This window comes from Streptomonospora nanhaiensis (assembly GCF_013410565.1).
In the GTDB taxonomy this organism is placed as follows: domain Bacteria; phylum Actinomycetota; class Actinomycetes; order Streptosporangiales; family Streptosporangiaceae; genus Streptomonospora; species Streptomonospora nanhaiensis.
Map to the genome: position 1 here is coordinate 1960448 of NZ_JACCFO010000001.1, position 12251 is coordinate 1972698.

General features: G+C 77.6%; 8 protein-coding genes and 1 pseudogene. 8 read left to right on the plus strand and 1 reads right to left on the minus strand.

Features of this window, described 5'->3' with window-relative positions; all coding sequences use genetic code 11:
- The first annotated feature begins 158 nt into the window (after positions 1-158).
- The 3 genes from HNR12_RS08435 to HNR12_RS08445 all read left to right on the plus strand — a co-directional run bounded on the left by HNR12_RS08435 (position 159) and on the right by HNR12_RS08445 (position 2892).
- Positions 159-1166 carry a glycoside hydrolase family 18 protein gene (locus HNR12_RS08435; RefSeq protein WP_308118561.1) on the plus strand — a complete coding sequence of 336 codons (1008 nt, stop codon included), beginning with the start codon at positions 159-161 and terminating at the stop codon, positions 1164-1166.
- 193 nt (positions 1167-1359) lie between these two features.
- Positions 1360-1629 (plus strand): 30S ribosomal protein S20, encoded by a 270-nt coding sequence (gene rpsT / locus HNR12_RS08440; RefSeq protein WP_179766958.1) that lies wholly within the window; start codon positions 1360-1362, stop codon positions 1627-1629.
- 267 nt (positions 1630-1896) lie between these two features.
- Positions 1897-2892, plus strand: coding sequence for a hypothetical protein (locus tag HNR12_RS08445; protein ID WP_179766959.1), 996 nt, complete (start codon positions 1897-1899; stop codon positions 2890-2892).
- A gap of 63 nt (positions 2893-2955) precedes the next feature.
- Here the strand turns inward: HNR12_RS08445 and HNR12_RS08450 are convergent, their stop codons facing one another.
- On the minus strand, positions 2956-3573 hold the full coding sequence (locus HNR12_RS08450) for a TetR/AcrR family transcriptional regulator (RefSeq protein WP_179766960.1): 618 nt from the start codon (positions 3571-3573) through the stop codon (positions 2956-2958).
- A 163-nt stretch (positions 3574-3736) separates the two neighbouring features.
- On the opposite strand from HNR12_RS08450, the gene HNR12_RS08455 reads away from it, so the two are divergent.
- The 5 genes and pseudogenes from HNR12_RS08455 (at position 3737) to HNR12_RS08475 (ending at position 12213) form a co-directional block, all read left to right on the plus strand.
- Positions 3737-4843 (plus strand): hypothetical protein, encoded by a 1107-nt coding sequence (locus tag HNR12_RS08455; protein ID WP_218901893.1) that lies wholly within the window; start codon positions 3737-3739, stop codon positions 4841-4843.
- Positions 4844-6333: 1490 nt separating this feature from the next.
- On the plus strand, positions 6334-7386 hold the full coding sequence (locus tag HNR12_RS29485) for a helix-hairpin-helix domain-containing protein (RefSeq protein WP_308118651.1): 1053 nt from the start codon (positions 6334-6336) through the stop codon (positions 7384-7386).
- Positions 7387-7906: 520 nt separating this feature from the next.
- Positions 7907-9418, plus strand: a pseudogene (locus tag HNR12_RS28325) (ComEC/Rec2 family competence protein); the annotation flags it as partial.
- Positions 9419-10072: 654 nt separating this feature from the next.
- On the plus strand, positions 10073-11044 hold the full coding sequence (holA, locus tag HNR12_RS08470) for a DNA polymerase III subunit delta (protein WP_179770498.1): 972 nt from the start codon (positions 10073-10075) through the stop codon (positions 11042-11044).
- Between the two features lie 563 nt (positions 11045-11607).
- Positions 11608-12213 carry a TetR/AcrR family transcriptional regulator gene (locus tag HNR12_RS08475; protein ID WP_179766961.1) on the plus strand — a complete coding sequence of 202 codons (606 nt, stop codon included), beginning with the start codon at positions 11608-11610 and terminating at the stop codon, positions 12211-12213.
- Positions 12214-12251 lie beyond the last annotated feature (38 nt).

Sequence of the window (12251 nt, forward strand, 5' to 3'; positions counted from 1 at the left end):
GGGCGTGGACGCCGGCCGCGGCGGCGCGGCCGAGCGTGGGGGTGCCGCCATGATCCCACTTGTCGTGGGGAGCCGGATCGCGCCGGTGCGCGGGCGCGGTCGGCGGGCCACAATGGGTCCGGCGGCAGTATCAGGTTATGTGAGATCGGGAGACGCTCGTGAAGTGGTTTCTGCAGCGGGTGCTCGCGGCGGTGGCGGCCGTGGCGGTGGTGGCGGCCGGCGGCGCGGTGGTGCTCCGCATGCAGTACTCCGGCGAACCCGAGGAGTGGGCGGTCTCCGACGGCACCAACGCGCTGTGGATGGGCCACGCCTGGGTCGACGGCCGCAAGGGCGCCGACGAGCTGGCCGAGCTGGCGCCGCGCATCACCCGGGGCGGGATCCGCGACGTCTACGTCCACGTCGGCCCGCTCGACTACGACGGCCGGCTCGACCCCGCCAAGCACCCCGAACTGGACTCCTTCCTGGACCTGATGGCCGAGCGCCTGCCCGACGTCCGGGTGTCGGCGTGGGTGGGCCAGCGCGTCGAGGAGGGGCAGCTGGACCTGCTCGACGACGCCACGCGGGCGCGGGTGGTCGAGGCGGCCGACGCGATGGTGGCGGCCGGGTTCGACGGCGTGCACTACAACTTCGAGCCGGTGCCCAACAACGACCCCGGGTTCGTCTCGCTGCTGGAGGAGACCCGCGCGGCGCTGCCCGAGGACGTGCTGCTGTCGAGCTCGGTGCCCAAGATCGAGCCGCTGGGCGGGCTGGCCTTCACGCTGGGGCTGTTCCTGAGCAAGGACCCGTTCTGGTCGAGCGGGTACCTGGAGCGGGTGGCCGAGCACCTGGACCAGGTGGCGGTGATGGCCTACGACACGGGCATGCCCACCGAGGGCCTCTACGGCGGGATGGTCGCGCGCCAGACCCGCCTGGCGGTGGACGCGGTGCCCGAGGACGTCCACCTGCTGATGGGGGTGCCCGCCTACCCCGACGACCACTCCACGCGCAACCCCGAGGCCGAGACCACGCAGACCTCGGTGCGGGCGATCCGCGTGGGGCTGTCGGACGCGGCGCAGCGGCGCGAGCGGTTCGGCACGGCGCTCTACGTCGACTTCACGGCGACCGACGACCAGTGGCGGGCCTACCTGGAGGGCTGGGCGCGGCCGCAGGAGGCCGAGGCGGGGTAGCGGCCCGAGCACTCGGGGCGGCGGGGCATAATGGTAGTCCCGTGTCTCGGACGTTCCACGTTCGGTTTTGAGCCCTTCGGACTCACACACCTGGCGTCGGCGGGCGAGGACCGGCCCCATTCGCGGAACGGCTGCCCGCAGACGGGGCCCCTGCCGCCGACGCGCCCAAGTAGTTACTGGAGCACGTTTTCGCATGGCGAACATCAAGTCGCAGAAGAAGCGCATCAAGCAGAACGAGCGTCGGCGCCTGCGCAACCAGTCGGTGCGCTCGTCGCTGAAGACGGCCGTCCGCAAGTTCCGCGAGGCTGCCGAGGCCGGGGACGTCGAGCAGGCCACCACCCTGCAGCGCGCCGCCGCGCGTCAGCTGGACGTCGCCGCGAGCAAGGGCGTCATCCACAAGAACCAGGCCGCCAACCGCAAGAGCGCCATCGCCAAGCGGCTGGACAAGCTGCAGAAGGCCTGACACCCAGGCCAGGCAACGGTTTTCCGGGACCAGGTCCCGGGCGGAGCCGCTCCCGCGCCGCGGGGGCGGCTCCGCCGTTTCCCGGCGCGGGCGCCCGCAGCGGCGGCCGCCACCGGCCGGTCCCGCACCGCGTCGGTCCGCGCGGACACACGACCGGGCAACCCGATCATGGGGCCGCCGCGGCGGCCGATCCGAACGGCGGCCCGCGCGGGCGCCCGGCCGATATCCGCTCCCCCTGTGCCGCGCGGGAACACTAGCGTGGGTCGGGTGGACTTCACCGATGTGCGCCTTCGGCTGTGGGAGGACCCCGCCCTCCGCGAGGAACTGCTGTCCTGGGTGCGCGACCGCCTCGCCGAGCGCGGCGCGCGCCTGCTGGCCGACCCCCCGCGGGTGCGCATGCGCCCGTGGTCGGCCACCGCGCGGTTCACCTCGACCCTGGGCCCGGTGTGGTTCAAGGCCAACGCGCCCGGCGGCGAGTTCGAGGCCGCCCTCCACGGCGCGCTGCACGCCTGGGTGCCGGGGCGGGTCGTGCCGCCGCTGGCCGTGGACGTCACCCGCGGCTGGACCCTGATGCCCGAGGCCGGGACCATGCTGCGGGAGCAGACTGCGGTGGACGACTTCACCGTCTGGGAGGCCATGCTCGGCGCCTACGCCGAACTCCAGCGCGCCCTGGTGCCGCGGGTGCGCGACCTGCTGGCGCTGGACGTGCCCGACATGCGCCCCACGGCGCTGGGCCGCCACCTGGACAACCTTTTGGCCGACGCCGACGTGGCGCAGGCGCTGGGCGAGGGCCTGGACCTGCTGCTGCGCAACCGGTCGGTCTTCGACGCCGACTGCAAGGCGCTGGACGACACCGGTATCCCCGCCTCGCTCGACCACGTCGACCTCCACCTGGGCAACGTGTTCGTGCTGGAGGGCCGCTACCGCTTCGCCGACTGGGGTGACTCGGTCGTGGCGCACCCGATGGCCAGCCTCATGGTGCCGCTGGCCATCGCGCGCGACCAGTTGAACGCCGACGCGCGCACGCGGCGGCGGCTGCGCGACGCGTTCCTGGAGCCGTGGACGGCCGTGTGGCCGGCGGCCGAACTCCGCGCGGCGGTCCCCCGGGCCACCCGGCTGGCCGCGCTCAGCCGCTGCCTGGCCTGGAGCCGGTCGTTCCCCGAGGTCCGCGCCCCGCTGGCGCAGGCGCGCGCCGCCCAGACCGCCCACCTGCTGCGCGGCCTGCTGGAGGACGAGCCGGGGCCCCGCGACGGGGGCGGCTAGGGGCCGCGCCAGGCGGCCCGGCCGTGGCGGACGCGCGGGGCCGGGCCCGGCGCGGAAGGCCGCTCAGCCGCCGCCGGGGGTGTCGGCCTCGGCCCGCAGGTAGCGGCGCAGGATCAGGCGCAGCGTGGGCAGCTGCTCGGCCGGGGCGAACGCCGGGTCGGTGGCGGCGCTGGTGTAGAGGGCGCCGATGAGGGTCTGGATCCAGGTGGCGGTGTTGCGCGGGTCCAGCTCGGGATCGATCCGGCCGGCCTCGGCGGCCCGGGTCAGCAGCTCGGTGAGGACGGCGTGCTCCCGGTCGTTGTCGGCGCTGAGCCGCTCCTCCAGCTCCGCGTCGCGGTAGGCCTGGACCATCGCCTCCATGACCAGCGGCGGGGTCAGCGGGTCCAGCGCGGCCTCGGCCAGCAGGTCGACGGTGCCGAACAGGGCCGCCACGGGGTCGGCGGCGGCGCGCAGCGCCTCCAGGCGCTCGGTCCTGTCGCCGTCGTCGCCGGTGAGGATGGCGGCGAAGATGGCGCGCTTGCTCGGGAAGTAGTGGAAGAGGTTGCCCGCGCTCATCCCGGCCGCCTTGCAGATCTCGGCGGTGGTGGTGCGCTCGAAGCCCTTGGCCGCGAACAGCCGGGCGGCCGCGCCCAGGATCTGGCGGCGGCGCGCCTCGTGCCTGGCCGGGTCGACGGTTCTCACACGGATTCCTTTCCGGCTCGGGGCCGCGTCCGCATCCGGTCATTAGTAGACCGAGTACTCGGTTTATGATTATGCCACGGACGGGCCGCCGCGACCACGCCGGACCGCCCGCCGACCGCGCCCGCGCACCGGGGGCGGTGCCGCCGACCCGCTGGGAGGTCCCATGACGCCCGATCCCGCCCCGCCCCGGACCAGGCCGCGCGGCCTGGTCCGCCTGGTGCCCGTCATCGGGCTCCTGCTGCTGTCGCCGGTCTGCGCGGAGTACCTGATCGGCTACGACTCCTCGATCGGCAGCCCGCCGGCCCTGCTGGCGGGGCTGCTCGTCCTCGCGCCGCTGTACGGGGCGGCGGCCGTCCTCATCCGCGAGGCGGTGCGGCGCACGGGCCGGGGATGGCCGGCGATCCTGCTGCTGAGCACGGCGTTCGGGCTGGCCCAGGCGGGGCTGATCGACCAGAGCCTGTTCACGCTGGAGTTCGACCAGGACGATCCGGACTGGGCGAGCGAGCAGCCGCCCACGGTCGTCCCGGGCCTGGGGATCGACGCCCGCCACCTGCTGAACTGGGTGGGCGGGCACGTGATCTGGAGCTTCGCCGCACCCATCGCCGTGGTCGAGGCGTGCGCGCCGCGCATCGCCGACCGCCACTGGCTGGGACGGATCGGGACGGTGGTGATGGCGGTGCTGTACCTGGGGGCGGCCGCCCTGATCGCGGGGGACGCGGCCGCCGGAGGCCGCGCCGCCGCCCCGGTGGAGTTGGTGGCAACGGCGGCGGCCGTGCTGGCCCTGGCCGCCGCGGCCTTCCTGCTCCCCCGCAGGCGTCCGGCGGCCGCCGCGGGTCCGGCGCCGGGGCGCGGAGGCGCGGCGGGGCGGGCCGGCACGGTGGGCCGCGCCCCCTCCCCGTGGGTGTTCGGCGTCGCGGCGTGGCTGCTCCTGCTGGCCGAGCAGAGCCTGCCGACGTCCTGGAGTTGGCGGGCGGTCGCCGCCGACATCGCGCTGCTGGCCCTGCTCGGCGCCCTGGTCCTGTGGGGCGCGCGCCGCCAGGGCTGGTCCCGAGCCCACACCCTGGCCGTGGCCGGCGGCGCGCTCCTGGTCCGCGCGGGCCTGTCCTTCCTGGTCGAACCGCTGGGCGAACCCGACTACACCCTGAAGTACATCTCCAACGCGGCGATCACCCTGGGCGTGGTCCTCGTCCTCACCTGGGCCGCACACCGCCTCCGCCGCTCCGCCGCACCCACCCCCGCGCCCCCCGCCGGACCGCGCCCCAGCCCCTGACGACCGATGACGGCACGGACCGGCCCGCGTCCGAGGCGACCAGCCGACGGCGGTGGGCACCCTCGCGGCGCCCTCTGTCCCGCTGCGGCGGGCGTGCCCGGTCGGCGGTGCGGTCCGGGCCGCGCCGCGGGGCGGGTGGGGGTGGTTGTCCACAGGCGGCGAATTGGGGCGGCGGCGGTGGGGGTGCGGTTCCTAGCGTCTTTGGCATGACGCCTGCACCCCGCTCCCGCCGCCCGCCCGCCTCCTCCGACCCCGAATCCACGGCAGCGGCCCTCCGGCTCCTGCGCGCGCTCTCCACCGGTCCCGCACCGGCGCCGAACCGGTCCGTCTCCGCTGCCGCCCCCGCCCCAGCCGAACCGGCACCCCGTCGTTCCGCGCCGGCCGGCGACCTGTTCCATCCGGCGGCGGGGGCGGGCGGCGCCGCACGCGGAGCCGGATCCGTCCCTCCCCCGCCGTACGCGGGGCCGCCCGGCACCGCGCGGCGGGCCCGGCGGCTGCGGGCGGCCGCCGGGCTGCGGGGCGGGCGGCGGTCGCGGGCCGCCGGATCCGCCGCTCGGCCCCCGAGGACCGACCCGGTCGTTCCCGCCTCCCCCGGCACGCCCGACCGCGCCGCCCTCCGTGAGCCTCGGCGGGCGCCCGCCACCGTCACGGAACACCCGGAGCGCTCCGCCCTCGACCTGGTGCCCAGCCCGCCCTACGCCGCCACCGCGAGCGGGCGCGCCGATCCCCGGCCGCTCCTTGGCGGCATCGCGGCCGAGCGCCCCCGTTCCGCGCCGCCCTCCGCCGGGTCCCCGGCCGCTGCGGCACCCGCCGATCCGCGTCCTGCGCCCGACCCGGCCGTGAACGCCGGTGCCGGTGCGCGGGTCGCACGGCACCGGCGGGCGGCCGCCCCGCGGCCCGCCGCCTCCGATCGGCACGGCACCGGCGCGGCGGCGCCCGGTTCGGATTCCCCGCCCGCCGGGCGCGGCCCGGTGGCCCCGCCCGATCCGGGACCCTCCGCACCCCCTCACCCCGGTGCCACGGCCCCGGCCGCCGTTCCGCGACCCGGTGACACCCCCGTCCCCACCTCGGTCGAGATCCTCTCCCCCGCGCCCACCGCTCTTGACACCCCCGGCCCTCGCGCGGGCCGCGCCGCCGACCAAGAGCCCGGCCACGGCACCGCCCCCCGCCCTTCGGCCGCGCCCGCCCCGGCGGACGCGTTCACCCTCGCCGAGCGCCGCCGCCGCGCCGCCACGGCCACACCCCTCCCCACGGCCACCGCGGGCACCGCGCCCGGCACCGGCCTCCACCCGCCGCCCGGCGCGGCCGGGGCCCCCGGCGTCCCGCCGACCGCCTCCGCGCCCCGCTCCGGTGCGCCCACCCTCGCGCAGCGGCGGCGGGCCTTCCGCAGCCGGCGGGACGCCGCCACCGCGCGCTCGGCCGCCGCCGGGGAGCCGGCCGCGCGGTATGCCCCGGCGCGGCCCCACCGCGGGGAAAGCTCCGGTCCCCCCGTGCCGGATGCCGGCCTCGCCCCCGAGCGGCGCCACCGCTCCGGCGGCGCCCGATCGCCCGACATCCCGCCCGACACCGCCGATCCGACCACCGAGGCGCGCGGCACGCCGTGGCGCACCCCTCCCCCGGGCCGCGAAGCCGAGGACCGCCCACCCGCCGCGTGGGGTGCGCGGATCCCCGACCGCTACCACGCCACGCCGGGGCCGGGCGGCGGCGCGGACCGGACCGACACGCGCTCCCGTGCCCCGGGGCCGCGTCCGCGCACCGCGCCGCCCCGGGGGTACGTCGAGGTCGGACCCGACCTGGTGCGCGGGTCCCGGTGGGCGGCGCTGGTCGAGCGGTTCGCCCCCGGGCTGGCCGACCAGCCCGCGCTGGGGGCCGCCGGGCTGCGGGTGCTGGTCTGCGTGTGCGTCGTCGCCGTGGGGGTCACGGGCTGGTTCCTGCTCCAGGCCCGGCCCACCCCCCAGCCCGATGCGGAGCCCCAACTCCAGGCGGGGGCCTCCCCGGCCGGGGCGTCCGCCGACGGCGGACCCGCACCGGCGCCCTCGCAGGCCGCCCCGTCGGCCCCCTCCGGAACGGTCACCGTCCACGTCGGCGGCGACGTGGCCGAGCCCGGCGTCTACCGCCTGCCCGCGGGGTCGCGGGTGGCCGACGCCATCGACAAGGCCGGCGGCACCGCCGACGGCGCCGACACCGGCACGCTGAACCTCGCGCGGGTCCTGGTCGACGGCGAGCAGCTGCTCGTCGGCGAGACCCCGGCACCCGTGCCCCCGGCGGCCGGAGCCTCGGGTGCGCCGCCGGGGGCGGGCGGCGCACCCGCACCGGGGGCCGGAGCGGCGGCGGGCCCGATCGACCTCAACACCGCCACAGCCGACCACCTCCAGCAGCTTCCCGGCGTCGGTCCGGTCCTGGCCGAGCGCATCATCGCCTTCCGCACCCGGAACGGCGGCTTCACCGCCGTCGAGCAGCTCCAGGACGTCAGCGGCATCGGCGAGAAGCGCTACGCCGAACTCCGCCCGCTGGTGCGGGTCGCAGGGGCGGGGGCGGGCTGATGGCCGTGTCGGCGCCGTCCTCGCCGGCTCCGCCCGCCCGGCCGACGGCTTTGCCGGGCACGTGCCGCCGCCACGCGCCCGGCAGTGGGCCGTGATGTACCTGGGCACCGACTCCCCCGGCGGTGCCGAACTTCCCGACCTGCGGCTGGTGCTCCCGGCGCTGGCGACCTGGGCGTGCACGGCCGTCCTGCTCGGCGGTACGGCACGCGCGGCCTGCGCGGCGGCCGCCGCACTGGCGGTGGTCGCCGTGGGCGTGTGGGCGCTGGGCCGCCGGGAGCGGTTTCCGCGACTTCCGCTCGCCGCCGTCGCGGTGTGCATGGCGGCGGGCGCTCTCGCCACCGCCGGGCGGTTGGCGGCGGTGGAGTCCAGTCCGATCACCCACCTGGCCAACGAGGAGGCGTCGGTGACCCTCGACCTCGCCATCACGGACGACCCCCGCCCCCGCGCCGACCCACCGGCCCCCGGACGCCCCCGCCTCATCATCGAGGCCCGTGCCGAAGCCGTCCTCGCGGACGCCGCCATGCCCGCCGCCGACCCGGCGAACGTCCCCACCCCGGCCAGCGCGGAAGGCGCTGCGGGCACTGCGGGCACGGCGGTCTTCGGCACGTCCGATGTCTCACCGGCCGCCGAGGCGGGAGCGGTTCGTACTCGGGTTCCCGTTGTCGTACTCGCGTCCGGCGAGGCATGGCGGGACCTGCTGCCCAGTCAGCGGGTCCGTGCCGAAGGCACCGTCCTGCCCGCCGAGGGCGACCCCCTCGTCGGCGGCGTGTTCGTGGTGCGCGGACCCCCCGAGCGCCTCGACCCGCCCTCTCCCGCCCAGGCGTGGGCCGGGCACACGCGGGCACGGCTGCGCGCGGCCGCGTCGGGGCTGCCCGAACCGGCGGACGGCCTGCTGCCCGCCCTGGTCGTCGGCGACACCAGCCGGGTACCGCCCGAGACCGCCGCCGCCTTCCGCGACAGCGGCATGACCCACCTGCTGACCGTCAGCGGCTCCAACCTCGCCATCATGACCGGGGCGGCCCTGGGCGCCATGCGGTGGCTGGGCCGCACCGGGGTGCCCGCCGCCGTGGTCGGGGCCGCGACCGTCGCGGTGTTCGTGCTGGTCGCCCGGCCCGAGCCGAGCGTGCTGCGGGCGGCGTTCATGGCGTCGATCGCGCTGCTGGCGGTGGCGCTGGGCCGGCGGCGCACGGGCGTGGCCGCGCTCGCCGCCGCCACGCTGGGCCTGCTGCTGTTCGATCCGGGGCTGGCCCGCTCCTTCGGCTTCGCGCTGTCGGTGCTGGCCACCGCCGGGATCCTGGTGCTGGCGCCGCGCTGGCGCGACCGCTGGTCGGCGCGCCTGCCCACCTGGTTGGCCGAGGCGGTGGCGGTGGCCCTCGCCGCGCACGTGGCGTGCCTGCCGCTGCTGGCCGTGCTCTCGGCCGAGGTGAGCTGGGTGGCCGTGCCCGCCAACGTCCTGGCGGCCCCGGCGGTGCCGCTCGCCTCGGTCGGCGGGTTCGCGGTGGCGGGCCTGGCGCTGGTCTGGCCGTGGGCCGCGCAGACCGTGGTGTGGCTGCCGGGCGCGGCCGTGCTGTGGATCGACGCGGTGGCCTCGACCGCCGCCCGGCTGCCCGGGCGTGCGGTGCCCTGGCCCGCGACCGCCCTGGGCGCGGTGCTGCTGGCCCTGCTGGTCGCCGCCGCGCTGGCCCTGCGCGGCCGGACCGCCCGCGCCGTCGGGGCGGCCGGGCTCGCCGCGGCCCTCACCGCCCTCGCCCTGACCTGGGTCGCGCCGGGGTGGCCGCCGCCCGGCTGGGCGCTGGTGGCCTGCCGGATCGGCCAGGGCGACGCCCTGGTCCTCACCGCCGAGGGGGGCGGCCGCGCGGTCGTCGTGGACACCGGCCCCGACCCCGCCGCAATCGACTCCTGCCTCGCCGACCTCCGCGTCAGCGAGGTCGCGCTGCTGGTGCTGACCCACGGCGACCTCGACCACGTCGGCGGGACGCGCGGCGCGATCGGGGGCCGCAGCGTGCGCGCCGCCCTGGTGCCGCCCGCGTTCGACCACCCCCAGACCCTGCGCACCCTGCGGTCGGAGCGCATTCCGGTGCACGTGGGCACCGCCGGGCAGCGCTGGCGCGTCGCGCCGTGGACGCTGGACGTGCTGTGGCCGCGCGCGGGCGGCGCGGCCCCCGTCGGCAACGACGGCAGCGTGGTCCTGCTCGCCCGGTGGCCGCTGGCGTCGGGCGGGGCGATGACCGCGCTGCTCACCGGCGACATCGAGGAGCCCGCGCAGCGGGCGCTGCTGGGGTCGCACGCGGTGCGCGGCGTCGACGTGCTCAAGGTGCCCCACCACGGGGCGGGATCCCAGGAGCCCACCTTCATCGCGGCCACCCGCCCCGACATCACCCTCACCTCGGTGGGGGCCGGCAACCCCTACGGCCACCCCGATCCGGCCACGTGGGCGCAGCTGCGGCGGCTGCCCTCGGCCGACTACCGCACCGACCGCCACGGCGACATCGCCGTGGTGCCCGAGCCGCGCGGCGCGGGCGGGCGCCCGGCCGAGCGGCCCGCCGCCGTGTGCCGCGACCCCGGCCCCCGGCGGGGGGCGGGGAGGACGGCCGCGCGCACGGCCCGGCGGAGGGCCCGGCGCACGGCGCGGCGCCTCTCGGGCGCTCGGCACCGAACGGTCGCCGGGGCGTGGCATGCTGCAGGTATGGCCTCCACATCCGCCCCGCCCCCGCTCTCCGTCGTGGTCGGCGACGAGGAGCTCCTGGTCGACCGCGCCGTGGCCGAACTGGTCGCGGCGGCCCGCGCCGAGGAGCCGGGCGTGGACGTCCACGACCTCATGCCCGGGCAGGTCACGGCGGGCAAGCTGGTCGAGGTCACCTCGCCCTCGCTGTTCGGCGAGCGCCGGGTGGTGGTGCTGCGGGCCGTCCAGGACCTCGGCAAGGACCTCGCCGCCGAGGTCACCCGCTACCTCACCGCCCCGGCCGAGGACGTCATGCTGGTGCTGGTGCACGCGGGCGGCGCCAAGGGCAAGGCGCTGCTGGACGCCGCCGTCAAGGCGGGCGCCACCCGGATCACCTGCGCCAAGCCCACCAAGGCGAGCGAACGCCTCCAGTTCGTCAAGGGCGAGTTCGCGCGCGCGGGCCGCCAGATCACGGCCGACGCCGCCCAGGCCCTGCTCGACGCCGTCGGCACCGACCTGCGCGAACTCGCCGCCGCGTGCACCCAGCTCGCCGCCGACACCGAGGGCCGCGTCGACGCCGCCGCCGTGGCGCGCTACCACACCGGAAAGGCGGAGGTCAGCGGGTTCACCGTCGCCGACCGCGCGGTCGAGGGCCGGATCCCCGAGGCGCTGGAGCAGCTGCGCTGGTGCCTGGCCGTGGGCACGGCCCCGGTGCTGATCAACAGCGCCCTGGCGGGCGCGGTGCGCGGCTTGGCCGTGGTGGCGCAACCCCAGCGCGGCGTGCCCGACACCGAACTCGCCAAGGCGGCCAAGGTCCCGCCGTGGAAGCTGAAGACCCTCCGCCAGCAGGCGCGCGGCTGGTCGCCCACGGGCGTCGCCCGCGCCCTGGCCGTCGTCGCCGAGACCGACGCCCTGATCAAGGGCGCCGGCCGCGACCCCGCCTACGCCCTCGAACGCGCCGTCATCGAGATCGCCGGAGCCCGCAACCAGCGCTGACACGGGTGCCCCGGTGGTCGAGGACGGCGCGGCCCTCCCGACCCGGTGGCCGAGCGCATCGGAAGGCACGCCGCCACCGCCGCCCGCGCGCGAGGGGCGCTTCGCCCCCCGGCCGCCCCGGTACTCCCCGCCCGAACCGGGACGAGTCGGGGGACCGGGACCCGCCCGGCCGGGGCGGCCCGGACCTCCACACCCGGGTCCCGGCCACGGTCGGCCCCCCGCTCACCGCTGCGGCACATCCGCTGATCGGCGCCCGGTCACGCGGCCGTTGGCCGCTGACGGCCGCTGACCGGGGCACCTGCTCTCCCCTCAACGATCTGGGAGAGCCCCACGGATCGGCGGGCGGCCGTGGGGTTCTTGCCGACGGGGCCACGCTGAGAGCGAGCGACCGTCAGGTGCCGGGCCGCTCGGCGGCCTCGCGCCGTACGGGGTGGAACCGCCGGTACACGTGGAGGGCCCGGGCGCCCGGACGGGGAGGAGCCCTGGTGCTGCTCCAGCCGGTTCCGCCGAAGCGGGCGCAGCCGGGTTGACAAACCTAGGGTTGTGAGTGTGTACTCACATACATGGAACGCATCGAACCCGCCCGCTCGACCGCCGAGGCCCGGCGGGCCGCCGTCATCGAGCGCGCCGTGGCCGTCTTCGCCCGGAACGGGTACCACGCCACGCCGGTCGCCGACGTCGCGGCCGCCGCCGGAATCTCCCAGGCATACGTCTTCCGCCTGTTCGACGGCAAGCTCGGTTTGTTCACCGCGGCGCTGGAGCACTGCTACGCGCGGATCGCGGACGCGCTGCGCAAGGGCGCCGACAAGGCGGGCGGCGGTTCGCCGGCCGAGGTGCTGGAGGCCATGGGCGACGCCTACGCCGACCTCATCGCCGATCGCGACCTGCTGATGATGCAGGTCCACGCCCAGAGCGTGGCCGACATCCCCGAAGTCCTGGCGGCGATGCGGCGCGGCTACGCGGCGGTGGTGTCGCTGACCTACACCCTTTCGGGCGCCAACCGCGACCAGGTCCAGCACTTCATGGCCATGGGGCAGCTGTGCCACCTGATCGCGGCACTGGACCTCGACTCGGTGGACGCGACCTGGGCGCGCACCCTCACCAAGGGCATGCGCCACGTTCCCGCCCCGCCGAGGAGTACGCGGGCCTCGGGCCAGGGCGACACCTGAGCCACCGCGCACCGCCGGCACCGGGCGCGGGCACGGCC

Excerpts from the sequence above, each read along its gene's own strand:
- HNR12_RS08475 (WP_179766961.1), top strand. The coding sequence starts at position 11,608 with ATGGAACGCATCGAACCCGCCCGCTCGACCGCCGAGGCCCGGCGGGCC.
- rpsT (WP_179766958.1), top strand. The coding sequence starts at position 1,360 with ATGGCGAACATCAAGTCGCAGAAGAAGCGCATCAAGCAGAACGAGCGT.
- HNR12_RS08455 (WP_218901893.1), top strand. The coding sequence starts at position 3,737 with ATGACGCCCGATCCCGCCCCGCCCCGGACCAGGCCGCGCGGCCTGGTC.
- holA (WP_179770498.1), top strand. The coding sequence starts at position 10,073 with ATGGCCTCCACATCCGCCCCGCCCCCGCTCTCCGTCGTGGTCGGCGAC.